Origin of the sequence: Eikenella sp. NML99-0057 (assembly GCF_001648535.1) — a bacterium.
GTDB classification, from domain to species: domain Bacteria; phylum Pseudomonadota; class Gammaproteobacteria; order Burkholderiales; family Neisseriaceae; genus Eikenella; species Eikenella exigua.
This window is the reverse complement of the sequence record NZ_LXST01000008.1, coordinates 1-18,375: the sequence shown is the minus strand read 5'-3', so window position 1 is coordinate 18,375 and position 18,375 is coordinate 1. Positions and strand designations below refer to the sequence as shown.

The following is an 18,375-nucleotide window of genomic DNA, read 5'->3' as shown; positions in this document are numbered from 1 at the left end:
TGATTCCATTGTATGCCAACCAACCGCCGAAAGCAAGCCATGAAACTGTCCACCCCGTCCGATAAAGACATCATCCTGAAGCCGATACAGCCCAACCTGGGCGTAGAAGCCGCCTACCGCAAAAGCCTGAAAAAGCTGCTGCGTGAAATGCGCGCCGACGTGCAGGGTTTGCTTGAACGGCACTACCCAAAAGGCATTGCCCAAGACAGCCTGACGGACGGCTTGCAGGCTGCTTTGTCTGCCCTGTTGCGTTATTGGCTGGCACGGCTGGACAAGCTCGCCCCGCAAATAGCGGAAATATTCACCAATCAAAGTGCAGGCCACACTGAGAGAGCTTTTCAGACAGTATTGCGTGATACGGGGTTTGCCGTCCGTTTCCGTTCCACGGTGCAGCAACAAACTGCTTTACAGGCTGTATTGGGCGGTAACGTCTCACTTATCCGCTCCATCGGCCAGCAATACCTGAACCGCGTGGAAGAGAGCGTGTGGCGCAGCGTGAATGCAGGCTACGACATGGCGCAACTGACCCGCGAACTGCGAAAGGACTACGGCATCAGCGAACGCCGCGCCGCCTTTATCGCGCGAGACCAAACCAACAAGGCAAAGGCTGCCATCGAAAAGGCACGTCGGCAGGAGCTAGGTATAACAGAGGCGATATGGATGCACTCCCACGCAGGCAAAGAGCCGCGCCCGAGCCATGTTGCCGCCAACGGGAAACGCTTCGACGTGAGCAAAGGCATGTATCTGGACGGGAAATGGGTGCAGCCGGGGACAGAGCCGAACTGCCGCTGCACCAGCCGCAGCGTGATTAAAGGATTCAACTCATGACAGACAAAATCATACTCGCCCAAGACCGATCCCTGCGCTCCTACGACCAAGACGGCAGGTTGCACGTTGCCAGTTCCAACATCAGCAAGGCCACGGTAAACCCCTACTACGGCAGCGAAATCCCAAACTATCAACAACTAGGTTTGGAGCCGAAAAAGGTTTACTACCTGTTGCGAGACTCTGAAGAGTTGGAAAAGGCAGCGCCGACGTTCAATAACCTGCCGTTGTTGAGCAAGCACATCCCCGTTTCTGCCGATGAGCCGCAGAAAGAAGTGATTGCCGGCACAACTGGCAGCGATACCGTGTTTGAGGAAGGCTACCTGAAATGTTCGCTGGCCGTGTGGGATGCGGAGGCGATTGCCGGTATTGAGAGCGGCGAGCAGATGGAGCTTTCCAGCGCGTATCACTACACCGCTGATATGACCGCCGGAGAGTTTGAAGGCAGGCATTATGACGGCGTGATGCGCGATATTGTCGGAAACCATGTAGCCCTTGTCGATGTGGGTCGGGCGGGGCGTGATATTGTAGTAAGCGATGCAGACCCATTTCACGAAAGGAAAACCATGAAACTGAAAGCAGGCGCGAAAGCGCGTATTCAGGCAGCCGTGCAGCCCCTGTTGGCGCAGGATGCCGAGTTGAGCCCAGATGAGCTGTTACAGGTTATCGGATCACTCACCAACGAAGTACAGACGGCTGAGGACGACGGCGAAGAGTTGCCGCCCGAAAATGTCGAGAATGTCGGCACGGACGAAGACGAACCGGAGGACGGCGAAAACAACCCCGCCCCCGCCGAGCCGGAAGAATCTGCCGAAGACGAAGAACCGGAAGCTCCCGAAGGTGGTGCGCCCAAGCCCGCGCAAGACCGTGCCATTTCCAAAGTGGCAATGGATGCGGCCATCAAGCGTGCTGTGGAAGCCGAGCGCCAACGTTCGCAAGCCTTGGCTACGGCACAGCGCGAAGTGGCGCCCATTGTCGGCGATGTAGCGATGGATAACGCTGCGGACGTGTACAAGTTTGCGCTTGAACAGAGCGGCATTGATGTAACTGGCGTACATCCTTCTGCCTACCGCGCCATGGTCGGCATGTTGGGCAAACCCAAACAGCCGATGGCGCAAGATGCGGCCAAAACCGCCGAACAGTTCCCCGGTTTATCACGAATCAGAAAGGCTTAAACCATGTCATTCCAAAAAGCAGTTAAATCTTACCAAGCCCCCGCCGTTGCGGGGGATTTTGCTGCCCACAACCCGAACGCTTCCATGCTGGCGGGCGAAGGCGCGCTCGTCAGCGGCACAGACGGCGTAACCGTCGGCGTGTTTGCTTGGGCGGATGCCGACGGCAAAGTGTCCAACAAGAAAACCGCCGGCGCGCGTATCGGCTTTGTCCACCGCGAACAGCAAGCCAGCATCACCGCCTATCTGGCGGAACACGGCAATCAAATCCTGCCCGGCCAAATCATCACGCTGGCCGTAGCAGGCGACTTCTGGGCGCATTTCCCTGCCGGTGCCGATATCGGGCAGAACGTGTTTGCCAAAGACACTGATGGCAGCCTGAAAGCATCAGCCGCCGACACCGAAACAGGCCACACCCTTACCCGCTTCAAGGTAGCTTCCAAAGCCGCAGCGGGCGAACTGGCCAAAATCACCACATGGGAGTAATTGAATGAATACCTTACAGCAATTAGAACGCGATGCCGGCATCGTCTTTATGGGCGGCGGCAAGAAGCTGATGAACGAACAGGTTCAGGCAGCTTTGGCAATGGACGCACAGCCTGCGCTGACCACTACCGGCAACAGCGGCATCCCCGCATGGATGCTGACCTATGTAGACCCGAAGCTGATTGAAGTCGCCCTACAGCCGATGAAGGCTGCCGAAATCTTCGGCGAAGTGAAAAAAGGCGATTGGACAACCGAAACTGCCATGTTCATGCTGGTAGAACCTACCGGCGAAGTCTCCAGCTACGGCGACTACAACAACAACGGCGTAAGCGGTGCCAACGTCAATTTCCCGCAACGCCAAAGCTACCACTACCAAGTGTTCACCCGCTGGGGCGAACGCGAAGTAGCGCGCGCCGGCGAGGCCAAGATTGACTATGTGAACCGTGTCAATCAGGCCAGTGTAAACGCGCTCAACCGCTTCCAGAACAAATCCTATTTGTTTGGTATCAAAGGTTTGCAGAACTACGGCATCCTCAACGACCCGAGCCTGCCGGCCGCTACCGCTGCCGCGCAAGCATGGGCAACCGCCACCGGCGAGCAGGTATACGAATCCATCCGCAAGCTGTTCCAAAAACTGTTGCAGCAAACCGGCGGGCTGATTGATATGAACACACCACTCTTACTGGTGTGCAGCCCCACCGCCAGCGTGGAGCTGACCAAAACCAACCAGTACAACGTAAACGTTACCGACCAACTGAAAAAGAACTTCCCCAACCTGCGCATCGAAACCGTGCCGGAATACTCCGCTGCATCAGGCGAGATGGTGCAGTTGATTGTGGAAGAGTTGGACGGCCAGCGCACGTTGGAATGCGGGTTCACCGAAAAACTGCGCGCGCACAACATGGTTTTGGAAGCCTCCAGCATCAAGCAGAAGAAATCGCAGGGCACATGGGGCGCAATTATCTACCGCCCGTTCTGCATTGCTTCCATGACTGTGAGCTAGGCTGCCTGAAAAACAAGGCTACCTATTTTCAGGCAGCCTTCCCCCCCTTGTCCGCATCTGCGGGCTTTTTTACTTGGAGTATTTAAAATGGATAGAGCTATACAAGAATCTTATGTCAGAATCCTCAATGTGCTGTTTGAAGGCGCAGTCCGCGCCCAGCCGAATCAAATTACAGAAGAAGTAGTCGGTATGGCCGATCAGATGTTCTCCGAAATCGGAGCATGCCATGAGCGTTTGAAACCGCTGGCCGTACTGGTTGACGGCATTGCCGGCAGCGTTATGAAACTGCTTCCGAACGAGCTGACTCTGCTTTTCGGCAACGTGCCGTTCGACAAATACCTGCTCAGCAAAGGAAGGGATGCAACCGCTGCGGAAATCAAACGCTTGGGATACAATAAAGCAGTCGGCCTTAACAACGCGCTCAAAGTATTGGAGGCTTTTATGGAAAGCTGGATTAAATACAGCGCGGCAGACCGAAAGTTAAGAATGTGTATTGTTACGGCACAAGCCCGCTGGCGTTCAAAAGTCGAAATTGAACTGCTGGGCTTGTAACCGCAGGGGAGCAGGTATGTGGTATTGGATATGGGAAAAAGTGATACCGGAAAGCATCCGTAACAGCAAGCCAGTGCGGTGGGTAGCCAACCATAGAAAGCTCACTATCTGGGCAATTTTGACAGTATGGATCAACTTCTTCCCCGATACTTACGAATACGACATTGTTCCTGATGGGCGATACGGCTATTGGCATGTCGATCATCCGTGGTATCCCTATGCCCGATTTCTGCTTCCTCTTATTCTCGGTGCGGTTTTTCTTTTCATTCCGCCCAGAAAGAAATAGTAACCTGCATATAAGCAGCCTGAAAGGTTTCAGGCTGCTTTTTTATTGGAGAACCCAAATGGCAAAACAAAAAACCGTAACCGTTGGCTGCAAACTGCCCAACGGGCTGATTATCGAAGTTGGCGGTCAGTCAGTAGAACTAAATGGCGCGAACGCTTCAAACATCATCGGCGGCCATGGCATTACCTACGATGTGGATGCCGACCTGTTCAATGCTTGGTTAGAAGCGCACCAAGACCGTGACATGGTGAAAAATGGCTTCGTTTTCGCCCATGAAGAGGCAAAAAACACCAAAGCCGAAGCCAGGGAAAAGGCCGACAACGAAACCAAGCTGGAAGCCATCAACCCTGACGACAAGGCCAACGGCGTAAGCACTGCCAAGGATGAGTAACCATGCCCGCCGTCGTCTTTGACAAAGCGCGTTTTCAGGCGGCCTATCCCGAAGTGCGGGCAAGCGATGCCCAGTTCGCCATGTGGTTCACGCAGGCCGAAAGCCTGCTGGACAACACCGACCATAGCATTGTGAAAAAGCTGGAAGAGCGCGAAATGCTGCTGTTCCTGCTGGTTCGCCACTTCGCCGCCTTGGCTGAACGTGCCGCACAGGGCGGCTTGGTGGGGCGTATTGCTTCGGCCACCGAAGGCAGCGTCTCCGTGAGCGCGGATATGGGCGCGGTCGGCAGTAATGCCGCCTGGTATCTGCAAACGCCCTACGGCGCGACCTACTGGCAGCTTACCGCCAAATACCGCCGCTTCCGCTATGTATTGGGAGGCTGCTATGCGCGGCGGCGATAAATTCCGGCGCGTACTGGCCGAAATGGTTGCGCAGACAAAAACGGCCAAGGTGCGCGTCGGCATCATCGAGCAGGCAACCTACGACGGCTCGGACGGCGAAAGTGTGGCACAAGTCGCCTTTTGGAATGAATACGGCACGGCAACCATCCCCCCGCGCCCGTTTTTCCGCAATACCATTGCCGAGCACAAGAACGAATGGCCGAAACAGGCCGCCGCGTTGATGAAAACCAACGGCGGCGATGTGCGGCAGACTTTGGAACTGATGGGCGAAGGCGTGAAAGGGCAGATTAAGATGACCATCCAAGGCTTTCAAGAACCAGCCAACGCAGCATCCACCGTGAAGAAAAAAGGTTCTGATAAACCGTTGATTGACACGGGGACGTTGTGGCGACGTATTGATTACGAGGTAGCCGATGAATCTTAGAGCCATCGCCAACGGTGCGATTACATCCGTCAATCCGAACCTGCCCGCCATATTGAAACTCAACGGCGGCTACACCACCGATGCTACAGGGAAACGTAAATCAGGCTACAGCGAGCATCCTGTAACCGTGCAGACCCAAACCCTCAGCACGCAGGATTTGGCCTTGTTTGAAGGCTTGGCGCAGCAAGGAACGTTGATTTATGCCTATGTAACCGGCCAGTTCCACGGACTGAGGCGGCAAAATGCCAAAGGGGCGGATAAATTGGTGTTCGCGGCCTATGGCGAAACAGAAACGACGGAATGGCTGGTGAAACAGGTGGTGGAAAGCTGGCCGGATTGGTGCAAGGTGCTGTTATGGCGGCAACATTAGACGATATTTACACCGAAGTCCGGGCAATGCTGCTCGGGCTTTTCTCATGCGAAGTAGTGCGCGGCTACAGCAACAACGTGCCGTTGCCCAAGCCGCCGTTCGTGGTGATGAACATCCTGAACGAAACCGCCGCCGCCACGAATGAACATGCCTACGCCGTGGCGGATGAAACCGCCGCCGTCTCGCGCCAGTCGGAAATACAGATGCAGCTTGATTTCTATGGCACACAAGCGGGGCAGATGGCGCAGAAAACCGTTTTGCTTTGGCGCGATTTCTATGCCTGCGAACGGCTGAAATCCTGCCAGCCGCTGTATGCCGACCTCGCCCGCTTCATGCCGCTTACCAATGAAGAGAGCGAATATGAAGAACGCTGGATGACAACCGTGCATCTGGCCTATGCACCACAGGCCGAACATCATCAGAAATTTGTCAACGCTTTTGATTTAACCCTGACTCAACCGTAAAGGATATATCCATGTTCCAATCTATTCCGGCAAGTAAAATTGTCAGCGTGAATCCCGCCGTACTCAGTTCCGGCGGTTCTCCCCTGTCGATGAATGCCGTCTTTTTGAGTAAAAACGACAACCTACCCACCGCCAGGCACACCGCCTTCCCCGATGCTTCGGCAGTCGGCGAGTTTTTCGGCTTGGCCAGTGAAGAGTTTAAAGCCGCGCAAGTGTACTTTAAAGGCTTCGACAACTCGCACATCAAGCCCGGCACGCTGTATTTCTACCCCTACAACGTAGGGAAAGAGGCTGCCTATCTGCGCGGTGCAAGTGTAAAAAGCATGAGCCTTGCCGCATTGAAGAAACTTTCAGGCAACCTGAAGGTAAACATCGACGGCAGCGACAAAACCGGTGACAACATCAGTTTGGCCGCTGCCACCAGTTTCAGTGATGCCGCTGCCAAAATCGGTACTGCTATCAGTGCCACCGTGCAGTTTGACGAGCAGTTACAGGCGTTTGAAATCGTGTCCGCCACCCAAGGCAAGGCTTCCGAAATCGGTTTTGCCACCGGCACACTGGCTGAAGCCCTGAATCTGACCAAAGCCAAAGGCGCGGTGATTTCCAAAGGCAACGATGGCGATAGTGCGGAAACCGTGATGGAGGGTGTAGTTCAATCCACTTTGAATTTTGCCACCTTCACCACCGTGTTTGAGCCTGAACTGGCCGACAAGCTGTCCTTGGCCAAATGGAGCAACGCGCAGAACAACCGCTTCCTCTACGCCGCCTGGGGTAAAGAAGCCGCCGCGTTGCAAACTGGCAATACAACCTGTCTCAGCGCGCAACTGAAAGCCGCTGCCTACGATGGAACAGCCCCGATTTACGGCGGGCTGGACAAGGCTGCCTTCCTGTGTGGCGCGATTGCCTCCATCGACTTCACCGAAACACAAGGCCGCATCACCCTAGCCTTTAAGAACCAGTCTGGCTTGAGCGTGGACGTAGACAACGCCACCGATGCCGACAACTTGAAAGAAAACGGCTACAACTATTACGGCGCATGGGCAACCGCCAACGACCGCTTCACTTTCCTCTATCCCGGCCAAATGCCCGGCAAGTGGAAATGGATTGATGCCTATGTAAACCAAATCCGCCTCAACAGCCAATTGCAGCTTGCCCTGATGACCTTGCTTACCTCGGCCAAGGCCGTACCGTACAACGCCGTCGGTATTGCTCTGCAACGTGCTGCCTGCCAAGACCCGATTAACGAGGCCTTAAACTTTGGCAGCATCCAGCCCGGCGTACCATTGAGCGAACAGCAACGCGCCCTCATCAACAACGAAGCGCGCGTAGATGCCGCAGCGAAGATTGAAAGTACCGGCTACTTCCTGCTGATTCAGAACGCTTCGGCGCAGACACGCGGCAACCGCCAGTCTATGCCGATGAAGCTGTGGTACACCGACGGCGGCAGCGTACACAACATCAACCTCGGCTCTATTAACGTCCAGTAACGGGCAAACCACATTCAGGCTACCTGAAACTATTTTCAGGTAGCCTGATTTATTCCTGCAATCAGGCAGATTTTTGTGACACAAGGCATTTAATTTTGATATAAGGAGGCTTATAATGTCTTTAACTATTGAGGAAAAACAGGTTTATGTAGAGTTTATTGAACAAGTGTATAGTCATTCACTTCATGTTCGAGAAAGTGACATTACCCCGGCTGTGGCAGAGGTTTGTGACCAGATGATGTTGCAAATCCGCGAATGCTCACGAAAATTCATGGCAGCACATGCGGTATTTTCCATTTTTTACGGTGGGCCTATTTTGACGGCTAAACAATTTATTACAGCTTTCGGGAAAGGCGCCGTACTTAATGTTAAAAAATGGCTGGATACTATTCGTGGCCATCGGATTTACCGCGTTTGTATCGTTAATACCGCCCGTAACAACCGCACCAATCTAGAGTTTGCATTACGGGGTCTTTAATGCAAATGGAGGAGTTTCAATGTGGGACGTCATCCTAACTATTCTATCGCCGTTTGCACAGTATATTGATTCACGCAAGGTTCGCCTGTATACCTACCATATTCCTGCCACCGCCGTTATCCTGTTCGGATGGTCTGCCGGCGACTGGCAGGGTATGCTTCAGGTATGGTGGATTGTGTCTATATTACTGCTGTTGTGGGGATGGATGGCCTACGATCTGTTCCATTTGAGACAGGAGCAACCAGAAAGCCAAGTGACGCGATTGTGTTTGTGGTTATTACCGGCCACTTGGTTATTGAAGACCATCATTAGCTTTTGGGCTGCCTAATAAAGCAGCCTTTCCCACGCCCGCATCTGCGGGCTTTTTTATTGGAGAACCCAAAGATGCAAACCGTATCAGACCGCACCCTAACCGCCGCCAACAGCATTTTGCTGATGCGCGTGAAGGGCTTTAACGACAACTTCGTACAGATTGAAGGCTACGCCGCCGACAACGCCTTCGACTTTGGCCAAGGCAAAATCGGCGAAACCATGATGGGCGTAGACGGCCAGCAATCCGGCGGCTTCACCCCGCACGAAGTGGACTTCAACATCCAGCTTGCCCCTACCAGCAAATCGCGCGACTACCTCGACCAGCTCACTAATGCCATCCTGCAACGGCAGGAAACGTTCATGGTGGAGTTTTCGGTAGAGATTTCATCAGTGAAGCGCCGCTACACCGCCACCGGCTTCTTGGTGGAAATCCCCGGCGGTACCACGGCTAAGAAAACGCTGGAAGCCGTAACCTACAGCTTCCGCATCGTGGTGAAACCAGAGGAGATTTAAGATGGCTCTGAAAACCCGGCAAATCACCATTGAGAACGGGCGGGATAAAGGCCGCGTGTTCCTGATTACCGAAATGCCCGCTGCTCTCGCTGACAACTGGGCGATGCGCGCCCTTTTGGCTTTGGCCAACAGCGGCGTGGACTTGGGCAATATCAACCCCCAACAGGGCATGGTGGGGATGGTCGGAGCAACGCTGGGGGCATTAGGCAAAGTCAAGCCGGAAGACGCCATCCCGCTCTTGAACGAGCTTTTGGACTGCGTGCAAATCATCCCCGAAGGCGGCCAGCCGCGCCCGCTGAATATGGATTTCAACGATGTGGAAGACTTCACGACCCTGTGGCGTTTGCGGAAGGAGGTGTTCGCATTGCATACCGATTTTTTGCAACACGCCTTTGGCCTGACCTCGGTATCGGGCGGGGAAGAAGCGGAGGGCAGCAAGGCTACCTGAACCTGACCCAAACCATCGGCGCTCTTGTTTCTTCCCGCATTTGTACTCTGCACGAGTTGCAAACCGTGTATGGCCTGGAAGACGCCTTTAACCTGCTCGAAATCGTCAATACCGATGCCTTCAACAAGGCACAACAGGCTACCTGAAATCAGGTAGCTTTTTTAGGAATAGCTATGGCAACTGTGATTGATACCCTGTTTATGGAGTTGGGCATTGATTCGTCCAAATTCAGCCGGGAAGCCAAGCAGGCGGTCTCCAAACTGGATGACATGACCGAGGCGTTCGAGAAGGCGGAAGCAAAAACCGGCAAATCCGGCAAAGGGCTGGACAAACACGCCGAAAAGGTTAAACAGAACGTCAAGCAGGTCAAAAACCTGACAGAGGCACTAGGAAAGGTGGCAAAAGGCGCTGCCGCTCTCTTTGCCCTAGTTACTGGCTCAAACGCGCTGGATAAGCTGATTCGGGAAACCACCGAAGCCAACGTACAGCTAGACAACCTCTCGCGCAATATCGGCATGAGCCGCAGCCAGCTCCAAGCATGGGGCGGTATGGCTGAAATGGTGGGTGGTCAGGCCGATGCTATGAAAGGTAGTCTGGCCGGGCTGAGTATGAGCATCACCCGCCTCACCACCATGGGCGACACCTCTATGGTGCCGTTCTTCAATGCGTTCGGGGTGGCGTTGCTCAATGCCGACGGCAAAGCACGCAACCTCGACAGCATCATGCTGGATTTGGCCGACCGCTTTTCCAAAATGGACAGGGTGCAGGCCTACAATTTGGCTAAAAGTATGGGTTTGGACGACGGCACCATCAACACCCTGCTGCTCGGACGTGCCGAAATGGAAAAGATGCTGGCCTTGCAAAACCGGCTCTACCGCTCCGGCGAGAAAGAAATTGCCGTCAGCCGCGAACTGACCCGCTCCCGCGCCTATCTCAACCAGCAATGGGATGCGCTGAAAAACATGATTACCAATGCGCTTGCCCCGCATTTGCTGCGGCTGGTGAAGCTGGTCAGCAGCTTTGCCGACTACCTGATGCGCAACGAAAATACCATGAAGCACGTTTTCGAGGGCTTGGCTTTTGTCTTGGGCGTGGTACTGATTCCGGTATTGTGGTCGGCAGTAACGGCGCTGTATGCCTTTATTGCTCCGTTCGCACTGGCTGCTACCGCTGTGGCTGCTTTGGGTGCCGCGTTTGTGCTGCTCTATGACGACTACAAAACTTGGGCGGAGGGCGGAAAGAGCCTGTTTAACTGGGGCGCGTTCACCGGCTACATCAGAACCTCCAAGGTATCAGTGGACAGCCTTACTAAAGGTTTTACCTACCTACTCACCGGCTACACAAGCTGGGCAGAAGCCGGGAAAGGTTTGTTCGATTGGCTGAGGTTGAAAGGATTCATCGACGAAAACGGGGTATCGGTAAAAAGCCTCGCCACCGGTTTTCATAATTTGTATTTGGAAATCAAAACCTATTTAATGCCCTATTTCGAGGCGCTGGGCGACCTCTTCGCTAGCATCATGAGAGGCGACTGGGAAGGCGCCAAGAATGCCGCCGGGCGGGTGCTGAGGGAGGCCGGCAAAGTCATAACCGACACCGTTAGCTTCGGTGTAGAGCGAGCGGCTGGTGCGCTTGACTATGTAACAGGCCGCACCCCCGGCGCCCCCGGCTCGGCTCAGGCGGCAGCAAGAAGCCTTGGTTCAGGGGAGCGTGTCGCCAAACAGATGTTTTCCCCTGGCGGTACGATTTACTTCGGCGACAGTATCGCTCACGGCTACCGCAGCGCGGTAAACGGTACAGGGTCAACCAGAGTAGGCGCTAATCCGCAGCAGGTATTAGGCTTCATCAACGGCTATTCCGGCAACCTGCAAGGCCAAACCGTGATTCTGTCATCCGGTATGAGCAACAACCCGAACGACGCCGACAGCATCCGTGCTCAAATCCGCGCATTGCGTGCCAGAGGGGCGAACGTGCGGCTGCTTGGGGTATCCAACACCTACAATCGAAACGGCCAAACCGGCGCGAAAATGAACGCCCTGCTGGGGCAAATCGCCCGCGAGGAACATGCCACTTTCCAAGGCGGCTTCCAAGCAGGCAGGGATAACATCCATCCTGCCAGCTACAGCTCGCAGCCGTGGTTGGGCGGCGGTTCACGGCAAAACTCCGCAATGGCAGAAACGCTCGCCATGATTAGGAAGCATGAAGGTTTCTCCAGCCGCACCTATTGGGACGTAAACGCTTACCGCTTAGGCTATGGCACGGATACCATCACCGACCGCAACGGCAATGTTCGCAGAGTGAGACAGGGCGATACTGTTACCCGCGAGGATGCGGAGCGCGATTTGGCACGCAGGGCGCAACTTTTCAGAAATGCAGCACGTCAGAAAATCGGTGCGGCGGAATTTGACCGCCTGCCGGCCAAAACACAGGCCGCCATTACTTCGGTTGCCTACAATTACGGCAGCTTGGATAAATTGCCGTCTTTGGTAAACGCCGCTCGCAGTGGCAACATCAATGCCATTTCCCAAGCAATTGCTTCCCGCCAAGGCGACAACCGGGGCGTGAACAGAAGAAGGCGGCTGGATGAGGCCGCCGCAGTATTGTCTGACCTGAACAGCCGACCCGTAGGCGGGCAAGCCGTTGCCGACAATGCGCAGCGCGGTTTGCAGTCTATGCAACAAGGCGCTGTTGCCCGCCAGCAGGCGCAGCAGATTACCAACAACAGCAATATGCAGTTCGCCATCAATGGCGGCATCCATGTGCAGTCTTCAGCCAGTACCATAGACGGCACGATGGCGGATGCCTCTGCCGCCGCCCGTAACAGGTTGGTGCAGATTATGCCGGCGATGGTGTGAGAAAGGTTTGTTATGGCTTGGAACTCAATCGGCATTCCAAATGTTCCCAAGTTGCCGAGAAACGCAGGCGGCGCGCTGATTAAGTTCGGCGGCGCCGCTTTAATTCAGGCCATCTTTGGCAACTATTGGGGCATTTTCGGACAAAACGGCATTCCGCTGCTGTTGTCAGACAACGTAATGTCAGTTAAGCATCAAAACACTTCCAAAGTGTCCAATGCGCCTATTGAACGTGGTTCGTTCGCCAGCTACAACAAAGTTGGCGTTCCGTTCACGGTAACGGTGCAGATGAGCAAGGGCAGCGGCGGAGTGTTCGAGCGCGGCGCATTTCTCGGTTTGTTGGATACGCTGGCCAACAGCACTGATTTGTTCTTAGTTATCACGCCGGAAGCGGTGTACCCGAACATGGCGATTACCGGCTACGACTACGCCCGCGAAGCTTCAGACGGGGCGCGGCTGTTGAAGGTTAATATCCATTTGGCCGAAGTACGGCAGGTGGAAGTGAAATACACCAAAACCAAGCCGGACGGCGCACAGGCACAGGCAGACGGAGGCAAGGTGCAGCCCAAGCCGATACAAAACAACGAATCCATAGCTTCAAAACTGTACGGAGCGGCCAGTGATGGGTTCGGGAAAATAACCGATACGTTCAGAAAGGGGTTCGGGTTGAAATGATTTACCAAATCCCCCTTAAACCTGTCCCGGTGCAGAAAGTGAGTGCCACATTGGGCTCTCAGGAAGTAACCATATCGCTGCTTCCGCGATTGGGCAGGCTGTATGCCACCGTGTCGGCAGCCGGGCGCGTGCTGATACGCGAACGGGTATGCCTGCACGGTATGCCGCTGGTTGGCGAGGCTTATCGCGGCTTTCGCGGCGAGCTTTATTTAGTCGATACCGCAGGCAGCCTAGACCCGCAATGGCAGGAACTGGGCAGCCGCTTTATTTTGGTGTACCGCAATGGGCATTAAAGAAAAAATCCTGCGCGTCAGCATCAAGCTGGGGCAGGAAAAAGACGTGTGGGACGCAAAAGGCAACGATACGCTGGTTGTCGAGGGTTTGCGCACTTCCTGCCAAATCAATTATGGCAACGGTGCAGTTATGCCCTCTGCCCGAATCAAAGTATACGGCCTGAAGCTGGACAGTATCATGAAGCTGTTGCGGGTGAAATGGAACACCGAACAGTCGATGATGAATTTGGTTCAGGTGGAGGCCGGCGAACAAGGCAACCTGAGCGTGGTCTATACAGGCAACATCACGTTTGCCTACCCCGAAATGGGTGGCGCGCCGGATATTTGCTTGGTTATCGAGAGCCATACCGCCGTTTTGTGGCAACTCAAGCCCGCCGAAGCGGTCAGCCACGAAGGCGAAACCGATGTGGCACAGGCGATCGAAGCTATCTGCAAACGCATGGGCAGGCGCTTTGAGAACAACGGCGTGCAGGCCAAAATCAGCAACCAATACTTGCCCAACACTGAGCTGAATAAAATCCGACATATTGCTGCCGCTGCCGATATAGACGTGTACATCGACAACGAAACAGTTGCTATCACCCCCAAGGGGCAGCCACGCATGATTGATGTGCCAATAGTCAGCCCGGCCACCGGCCTAATCGGCTACCCGATACCGGACTTGCAAGGCGTGAAGCTGCAATGCTTGTACGACAAAGCACTGCGTTTTGGCGGACTGATTGAAATTTCAGGTAGCCTGATTGAGCAATGCAACGGCAGATGGCGTGTGTTCGGCCTGTCGCTGGACTTGGAAAGCCAAGTGCCGGGCGGCAAGTGGCTGGCCGACATCAAAGCCGCCAATGTGGAGGATACGAATGTCAAAGTCGCAACATAGCCGGGCGCAATACCGGCCAGAACAGTCACAAGGCGGCGCGGGCGAAATTGACGCGATAGTGTCCGGTATCGTCTCACGCATCCAAACCGTAGCACTGGTGCGCGTGGTTAAAACCAAAGTGGGCGGGCTTGCCCCTGTCGGGCTGGTGGACGTACAACCCTTGGTTGCCCAAATCAGCGGCGACGGCACGGTTACGCCGCACGGCATCATCTACAACGTGCCGTATTTCCGATTACAGGGCGGCGGCAATGCCGTGATTATCGACCCTGAGCCGGGCGACATTGGCATGTGCGGCTTTTGCAGCCGTGACATTTCTAGTGTTAAACAGAACAAAGCGCCGTCCGCCCCGCAGAGCAGGCGGCGTTTCGATTATTCGGACGGCCTCTATTTCGGCGGATTCCTGAACGGTACGCCAGAGCAGTACATCATGTTCTTCAAAGGCGGTATTAAGTTGTTCTCCCCCGGCGACATCGAAATGGAAGGCAAGAATATCGTACTGAAGGCGCAAAACGGCGTGAGCAGCACCTCGCAAACTTTTCAAGCCAACACCCAAACTACGGCGCAGTTTACCGGCGGTGGAGGGATTGACACAGACGGTGATGTGAAGGCCAAAGACATCAGCCTACTGCACCACGTCCACAACGGCGTGCAGCCCGGCGGCGGCAACACGGGAGAACCGCAATGAACACCCTCTATCTTGACCCGCAAAGTTGGGATTTGGCCTTGGATGTGGCAGGCAATATTGCGCTGGCGAAAGATCCATACGCCAAGGCGCAGGATGTGGCCTCTGCCGCCCGCCTGTTCGTCGGGGAGCTGTATTACGACACAGAAAAGGGTGTCCCCTATTTTGAAGAAACACTGGGCAAAAAGCAGTCGTTCGCGCTGTACCGGCATCGGTTGGTACAGGCTGCCTTGTCCGTCCCCGGCGTGGTGGCGGCAGACGTGGTCGCCGAATTGCGCGACGGGCGTGTGCTTTCAGGTAGCCTAAAATTTACCGATGATGCCAAGAAACAATATGAGGTAATGCTATGAACAGTAATGTTCCACCAGTGCGCTTCACACCGCAGGGCTTGCAGATTCCGACTGAAACCGAAGTGCTGAACGGCGTGCTTGCCGATTTCAATGATGCCTTCGGTGGCGGCCTGAACCTGAATTTGGAAACGCCGCAGGGGCAGCTTGCCTCTTCTCTAGCCGCCGTGATTGCCGACAAAAACAACCTGATTGCCGAACTGGTCAATCAAATCCACCCGGAATATGCCGAAGGCGTGATGCAGGATGCCATCGCGCAAATCTACTTTTTGCAACGCAAGCCAGCCACCGATTCGGTGGTGGTGTGCGAGTTTATCGGCCTGCCCGGCACACAGATTCCGCAGGGATTCATCGTGCAGGATGAGGCAGGCAACCAATGGGCTTTGCAGCAGGAAATCGGCATTCCCATCAGCGGGAAAGTCAGCGGCACACTCATTGCTGCTGGGCAGATTGAAGCACCCGCCCACAGCGTAAATATTATTTATCAAGCCTTGGTGGGGCTGGATAGGGTGGATAACCCGCACCCCGCCGTTCCCGGACGGGCGGAAGAGAGCCGCGCCGAATTTGCCGAACGCAGGCGGCGCAGCGTGGCCATCAATGCCCACGGAACGCCGCAGGCAGTGTATGCCAACGTGTTTGCGTTGGACGGTGTGCGTGATGTGTACGTCATTGACAACCCGAAAGGCCAAAGCGTACAGGCCGGCGCGACCAACTACACGCTCAAGCCGCACAGTATCTATGTGGCAGCGGTGGGGGGTGATGATACGGCGGTAGCTGAAGCTGTATTACGCTACGCGGGCAGCGGCTGCGATTTCAATGGCAACACCGAAATCACAGTGTACGACCACAACTACAACAACCCGAAGCCTGCCTATCAGGTAGCCTTTATGCGCCCGAACGAACTGCCGGTGCATTTCCGTATCAAAATTGAGCGCGGCGCATTTGTTGGTGCGGAAACGGCCATCAAACAAGCCGTCATTGCCACCTTCAAGGGGCGCATCGGTGCAAATCTATATGCCATTGGCTACGTTGCTCCAGTGGTAAAAGCTGTGCCGCAGGTGCATGTGTTGGATGTGGAAATCGGTTTGTCGGCAGGTAGTATGGGCAATTCCGTAACAGTAGGTATCGACCAAACGCCCGTTGTTCGCGCCGAAAATATCGAAGTGGTGAGCGTATGATAACCGTGGGCGAAACCTTAATCAGCCAATATGCCAACAGCCCAGTCATCTGCCGCCTGATACGGCGGTTTGACGACTGCCTAGACCCGCGCACAGACAAACAGCGGTTTTACGATACCGTGTGGAACGTGTCCACCGCACAAGGTTTTGGGTTGGATATTTGGGGGGCGATTGTTGGTATTGAGAGAGAAATCATGATTAGCGCGCAAGACGAATACATCGGCTTTGCGCAGGGCTTTACTCCGTTTGGCAGCGGTGTGTGGAGCACTGGTGAAGGCCTGGAGCGACGCTACCGTTTGGACGACGACACCTACCGCCGCGTGATTATGCTCAAAGCCATGAGTAACATCATTTACGCCACCGCCCCACACATCAACCGCCTGCTGCGTGAAATGTTCGGCACGCGCGGGCGGGCGTATTTTGTGAAAAACGGCACGATGGCCGCGCGCTATGTGTTTGAGTTCTACCTTCTGCCGGTGGAACGCGCCATCATCCGACAAAGCGACCTGTTGCCGCGCCCCAGCGGCGTATTACTAGACTTTTACGAGCCGGAGGCAGATAAAACCTTCGGCTATATCGAAGCCAACCTGGCACCCTTCGGCGAGGGTGCTTTTTTTATGGGAGTTTAAACCATGCCACAGCCAAAACTGCTCTCCAAACCTTGGGCGGCGGACGGTCTGAAAAACAGTATCCCCGTCACCCGCAACGGCTCTCTGGCGCAGGAGGCCGCCACCTATGCCGAGGGTTTCCCGAGCATCACCATGACCCCGATTTCTGTCGGCGGCAAACCGCCAAGCGGGAAAGACATGAACGGCGTACTGTATGAAATCAGTGCGCACACCGTTTGGCAAAACCAAGGCGGGCGTTACCGCTTCGACCAAGCCTTTTGCGACGCCATCGGCGGCTATCCCAAAGGCGCAGTGCTCATCAACGATGCATCAGACACCGAATACATCAGCCTAGTGGATGCCAACACCCACAACCCGAACAGTGGCAACAACACAGGGAAATGGTCGGTACATGCGGGCAAAGGACTGAAAGCCAGCACCACACAGGCCGGCATTGTACAGCTCTCATCTGCCACCAACAGCGACCGCGAAGATATGGCCGCCACGCCTAAAGCAGTTAAGGCGGCATACGACAAGGCGGTAGAAGCTGCCGCAAACGATTTGCCCAGCGGCGCCGTGATGTATTTCGCCGGCCAAACCGCACCGGCAGGCTGGCTCAAAGCCGACGGTGCTGCCGTATCCCGCACCACTTATGCCGCGCTGTTTGCTGCCATCGGTACTACCTACGGCGCCGGCGACGGGCGCAACACCTTCAACCTGCCAGACCTGCGCGCCGAATTTGTGCGCGGCTGGGACGATGGGCGCGGCGTGGACAGCGGGCGTGCCTTCGGTTCGGCACAGGGGCATGCCGTTGCCAATCACTACCACCCAACAGGGGTATTTTGGTCGGACAACGATGATTTAACCATGCCGCGCGAAACCGAATACGGTAACAAAACCTCAATGCAGGCCGGCGACCCGGCTGCCGTTGTATTGGGCGCAAGTCAAGGCGGTGCCAATCAGAAGAATTATCACTTGGATGCCAATTTGGCCAACAACAAAGGCAGTGGCAACAACTGGACGCTGACCACCCGCACCGACCATATGACTGTTGCTCAAGGCGGCGGCGAGACTCGCCCGCGCAACATCGCACTGCTCGCCTGCATCAAGATTTAAGGCACGGTCCGGGCCCTGCGGGCGGCACCGCCTGAAAACGGAGGATGAAATGTCCGAACAGGATAAATACCAAATCATTGCCGACTTTTTACGGCAGGTCGGCTTCCGGCGCGGCGTACTGCTGTTTCTCGCCGGCATCCC

General features: G+C 55.1%; 24 protein-coding genes. All 24 read left to right on the top strand.

Going from position 1 to position 18,375, the window contains the following annotated elements:
* Window positions 1-39: 39 nt before the first annotated feature.
* Window positions 40-828: a phage minor head protein gene (locus tag A7Q03_RS08590; protein ID WP_067449068.1), complete on the top strand. Its 789-nt coding sequence runs from the start codon at window positions 40-42 to the stop codon at window positions 826-828.
* Entirely contained in the window at window positions 825-2,000 is a 1,176-nt protein-coding gene (locus A7Q03_RS08585; RefSeq protein ID WP_067449066.1) for a DUF2213 domain-containing protein, read from the top strand. Before A7Q03_RS08590 ends, A7Q03_RS08585 begins: the two co-directional genes overlap by 4 nt.
* Window positions 2,001-2,003: 3 nt before the next feature.
* Window positions 2,004-2,483 carry a hypothetical protein gene (locus A7Q03_RS08580; RefSeq protein WP_067449064.1) on the top strand — a complete coding sequence of 160 codons (480 nt, stop codon included), beginning with the start codon at window positions 2,004-2,006 and terminating at the stop codon, window positions 2,481-2,483.
* 4 nt (window positions 2,484-2,487) lie between these two features.
* Window positions 2,488-3,486 carry a major capsid family protein gene (locus A7Q03_RS08575; RefSeq protein ID WP_067449062.1) on the top strand — a complete coding sequence of 333 codons (999 nt, stop codon included), beginning with the start codon at window positions 2,488-2,490 and terminating at the stop codon, window positions 3,484-3,486.
* Between the two features lie 87 nt (window positions 3,487-3,573).
* Window positions 3,574-4,038, top strand: coding sequence for a hypothetical protein (locus tag A7Q03_RS08570; protein ID WP_067449060.1), 465 nt, complete (start codon window positions 3,574-3,576; stop codon window positions 4,036-4,038).
* A gap of 344 nt (window positions 4,039-4,382) precedes the next feature.
* On the top strand, window positions 4,383-4,715 hold the full coding sequence (locus A7Q03_RS08565) for a hypothetical protein (RefSeq protein WP_067449058.1): 333 nt from the start codon (window positions 4,383-4,385) through the stop codon (window positions 4,713-4,715).
* A 2-nt stretch (window positions 4,716-4,717) separates the two neighbouring features.
* Window positions 4,718-5,116 (top strand): DUF4054 domain-containing protein, encoded by a 399-nt coding sequence (locus A7Q03_RS08560; protein WP_067449057.1) that lies wholly within the window; start codon window positions 4,718-4,720, stop codon window positions 5,114-5,116.
* Window positions 5,100-5,540, top strand: coding sequence for a hypothetical protein (locus A7Q03_RS08555; RefSeq protein ID WP_067449056.1), 441 nt, complete (start codon window positions 5,100-5,102; stop codon window positions 5,538-5,540). Before A7Q03_RS08560 ends, A7Q03_RS08555 begins: the two co-directional genes overlap by 17 nt.
* On the top strand, window positions 5,530-5,910 hold the full coding sequence (locus A7Q03_RS08550) for a hypothetical protein (protein ID WP_067449055.1): 381 nt from the start codon (window positions 5,530-5,532) through the stop codon (window positions 5,908-5,910). The genes A7Q03_RS08555 and A7Q03_RS08550 overlap by 11 nt, the downstream gene beginning before the upstream one ends.
* The gene (locus A7Q03_RS08545) at window positions 5,895-6,374 is read left to right on the top strand and encodes a hypothetical protein (RefSeq protein ID WP_067449053.1); all 480 of its coding nucleotides are present in this window, start codon (window positions 5,895-5,897) and stop codon (window positions 6,372-6,374) included. The genes A7Q03_RS08550 and A7Q03_RS08545 overlap by 16 nt, the downstream gene beginning before the upstream one ends.
* 11 nt (window positions 6,375-6,385) lie before the next feature.
* Window positions 6,386-7,861 carry a DUF3383 domain-containing protein gene (locus A7Q03_RS08540; protein WP_067449052.1) on the top strand — a complete coding sequence of 492 codons (1,476 nt, stop codon included), beginning with the start codon at window positions 6,386-6,388 and terminating at the stop codon, window positions 7,859-7,861.
* A gap of 115 nt (window positions 7,862-7,976) precedes the next feature.
* Complete coding sequence (locus A7Q03_RS08535; RefSeq protein ID WP_067449049.1) at window positions 7,977-8,339, top strand: hypothetical protein; 363 nt, start codon at window positions 7,977-7,979, stop codon at window positions 8,337-8,339.
* Between the two features lie 19 nt (window positions 8,340-8,358).
* The gene (locus A7Q03_RS08530; RefSeq protein ID WP_067449047.1) at window positions 8,359-8,667 is read left to right on the top strand and encodes a hypothetical protein; all 309 of its coding nucleotides are present in this window, start codon (window positions 8,359-8,361) and stop codon (window positions 8,665-8,667) included.
* Window positions 8,668-8,723: 56 nt separating this feature from the next.
* A complete protein-coding gene (locus A7Q03_RS08525; RefSeq protein ID WP_064103116.1) occupies window positions 8,724-9,164 on the top strand; it encodes a hypothetical protein in 441 nt (146 codons plus the stop codon).
* 1 nt (window position 9,165) lies between these two features.
* On the top strand, window positions 9,166-9,612 hold the full coding sequence (locus tag A7Q03_RS08520) for a hypothetical protein (protein WP_067449045.1): 447 nt from the start codon (window positions 9,166-9,168) through the stop codon (window positions 9,610-9,612).
* Between the two features lie 173 nt (window positions 9,613-9,785).
* Complete coding sequence (locus A7Q03_RS08515; protein WP_067449043.1) at window positions 9,786-12,464, top strand: hypothetical protein; 2,679 nt, start codon at window positions 9,786-9,788, stop codon at window positions 12,462-12,464.
* Window positions 12,465-12,476: 12 nt separating this feature from the next.
* Complete coding sequence (locus tag A7Q03_RS08510) at window positions 12,477-13,136, top strand: phage baseplate protein (RefSeq protein ID WP_067449041.1); 660 nt, start codon at window positions 12,477-12,479, stop codon at window positions 13,134-13,136.
* A 38-nt stretch (window positions 13,137-13,174) separates the two neighbouring features.
* On the top strand, window positions 13,175-13,429 hold the full coding sequence (locus A7Q03_RS08505; protein ID WP_231866520.1) for a hypothetical protein: 255 nt from the start codon (window positions 13,175-13,177) through the stop codon (window positions 13,427-13,429).
* Window positions 13,419-14,303, top strand: coding sequence for a hypothetical protein (locus A7Q03_RS08500; RefSeq protein ID WP_067449037.1), 885 nt, complete (start codon window positions 13,419-13,421; stop codon window positions 14,301-14,303). The genes A7Q03_RS08505 and A7Q03_RS08500 overlap by 11 nt, the downstream gene beginning before the upstream one ends.
* A complete protein-coding gene (locus tag A7Q03_RS08495; protein WP_067449035.1) occupies window positions 14,284-14,988 on the top strand; it encodes a Gp138 family membrane-puncturing spike protein in 705 nt (234 codons plus the stop codon). The genes A7Q03_RS08500 and A7Q03_RS08495 overlap by 20 nt, the downstream gene beginning before the upstream one ends.
* A complete protein-coding gene (locus tag A7Q03_RS08490) occupies window positions 14,985-15,335 on the top strand; it encodes a hypothetical protein (RefSeq protein ID WP_067449033.1) in 351 nt (116 codons plus the stop codon). The genes A7Q03_RS08495 and A7Q03_RS08490 overlap by 4 nt, the downstream gene beginning before the upstream one ends.
* The gene (locus tag A7Q03_RS08485) at window positions 15,332-16,510 is read left to right on the top strand and encodes a baseplate J/gp47 family protein (protein ID WP_067449031.1); all 1,179 of its coding nucleotides are present in this window, start codon (window positions 15,332-15,334) and stop codon (window positions 16,508-16,510) included. The genes A7Q03_RS08490 and A7Q03_RS08485 overlap by 4 nt, the downstream gene beginning before the upstream one ends.
* The gene (locus A7Q03_RS08480) at window positions 16,507-17,139 is read left to right on the top strand and encodes a DUF2612 domain-containing protein (protein WP_067449029.1); all 633 of its coding nucleotides are present in this window, start codon (window positions 16,507-16,509) and stop codon (window positions 17,137-17,139) included. Before A7Q03_RS08485 ends, A7Q03_RS08480 begins: the two co-directional genes overlap by 4 nt.
* Window positions 17,140-17,142: 3 nt before the next feature.
* Window positions 17,143-18,234, top strand: coding sequence for a phage tail protein (locus tag A7Q03_RS10440; RefSeq protein ID WP_082880733.1), 1,092 nt, complete (start codon window positions 17,143-17,145; stop codon window positions 18,232-18,234).
* The last annotated feature ends 141 nt before the right edge of the window (window positions 18,235-18,375 follow it).

Excerpts from the sequence above, each read along its gene's own strand:
- A7Q03_RS08510 (WP_067449041.1), top strand. The coding sequence starts at position 12,477 with ATGGCTTGGAACTCAATCGGCATTCCAAATGTTCCCAAGTTGCCGAGA.
- A7Q03_RS08485 (WP_067449031.1), top strand. The coding sequence starts at position 15,332 with ATGAACAGTAATGTTCCACCAGTGCGCTTCACACCGCAGGGCTTGCAG.
- A7Q03_RS08490 (WP_067449033.1), top strand. The coding sequence starts at position 14,985 with ATGAACACCCTCTATCTTGACCCGCAAAGTTGGGATTTGGCCTTGGAT.
- A7Q03_RS08480 (WP_067449029.1), top strand. The coding sequence starts at position 16,507 with ATGATAACCGTGGGCGAAACCTTAATCAGCCAATATGCCAACAGCCCA.
- A7Q03_RS08500 (WP_067449037.1), top strand. The coding sequence starts at position 13,419 with ATGGGCATTAAAGAAAAAATCCTGCGCGTCAGCATCAAGCTGGGGCAG.
- A7Q03_RS08520 (WP_067449045.1), top strand. The coding sequence starts at position 9,166 with ATGGCTCTGAAAACCCGGCAAATCACCATTGAGAACGGGCGGGATAAA.
- A7Q03_RS08570 (WP_067449060.1), top strand. The coding sequence starts at position 3,574 with ATGGATAGAGCTATACAAGAATCTTATGTCAGAATCCTCAATGTGCTG.
- A7Q03_RS08580 (WP_067449064.1), top strand. The coding sequence starts at position 2,004 with ATGTCATTCCAAAAAGCAGTTAAATCTTACCAAGCCCCCGCCGTTGCG.
- A7Q03_RS08550 (WP_067449055.1), top strand. The coding sequence starts at position 5,530 with ATGAATCTTAGAGCCATCGCCAACGGTGCGATTACATCCGTCAATCCG.
- A7Q03_RS08495 (WP_067449035.1), top strand. The coding sequence starts at position 14,284 with ATGTCAAAGTCGCAACATAGCCGGGCGCAATACCGGCCAGAACAGTCA.
- A7Q03_RS10440 (WP_082880733.1), top strand. The coding sequence starts at position 17,143 with ATGCCACAGCCAAAACTGCTCTCCAAACCTTGGGCGGCGGACGGTCTG.
- A7Q03_RS08590 (WP_067449068.1), top strand. The coding sequence starts at position 40 with ATGAAACTGTCCACCCCGTCCGATAAAGACATCATCCTGAAGCCGATA.
- A7Q03_RS08530 (WP_067449047.1), top strand. The coding sequence starts at position 8,359 with ATGTGGGACGTCATCCTAACTATTCTATCGCCGTTTGCACAGTATATT.
- A7Q03_RS08535 (WP_067449049.1), top strand. The coding sequence starts at position 7,977 with ATGTCTTTAACTATTGAGGAAAAACAGGTTTATGTAGAGTTTATTGAA.
- A7Q03_RS08515 (WP_067449043.1), top strand. The coding sequence starts at position 9,786 with ATGGCAACTGTGATTGATACCCTGTTTATGGAGTTGGGCATTGATTCG.
- A7Q03_RS08565 (WP_067449058.1), top strand. The coding sequence starts at position 4,383 with ATGGCAAAACAAAAAACCGTAACCGTTGGCTGCAAACTGCCCAACGGG.
- A7Q03_RS08560 (WP_067449057.1), top strand. The coding sequence starts at position 4,718 with ATGCCCGCCGTCGTCTTTGACAAAGCGCGTTTTCAGGCGGCCTATCCC.
- A7Q03_RS08585 (WP_067449066.1), top strand. The coding sequence starts at position 825 with ATGACAGACAAAATCATACTCGCCCAAGACCGATCCCTGCGCTCCTAC.
- A7Q03_RS08545 (WP_067449053.1), top strand. The coding sequence starts at position 5,895 with ATGGCGGCAACATTAGACGATATTTACACCGAAGTCCGGGCAATGCTG.
- A7Q03_RS08575 (WP_067449062.1), top strand. The coding sequence starts at position 2,488 with ATGAATACCTTACAGCAATTAGAACGCGATGCCGGCATCGTCTTTATG.
- A7Q03_RS08525 (WP_064103116.1), top strand. The coding sequence starts at position 8,724 with ATGCAAACCGTATCAGACCGCACCCTAACCGCCGCCAACAGCATTTTG.
- A7Q03_RS08555 (WP_067449056.1), top strand. The coding sequence starts at position 5,100 with ATGCGCGGCGGCGATAAATTCCGGCGCGTACTGGCCGAAATGGTTGCG.
- A7Q03_RS08540 (WP_067449052.1), top strand. The coding sequence starts at position 6,386 with ATGTTCCAATCTATTCCGGCAAGTAAAATTGTCAGCGTGAATCCCGCC.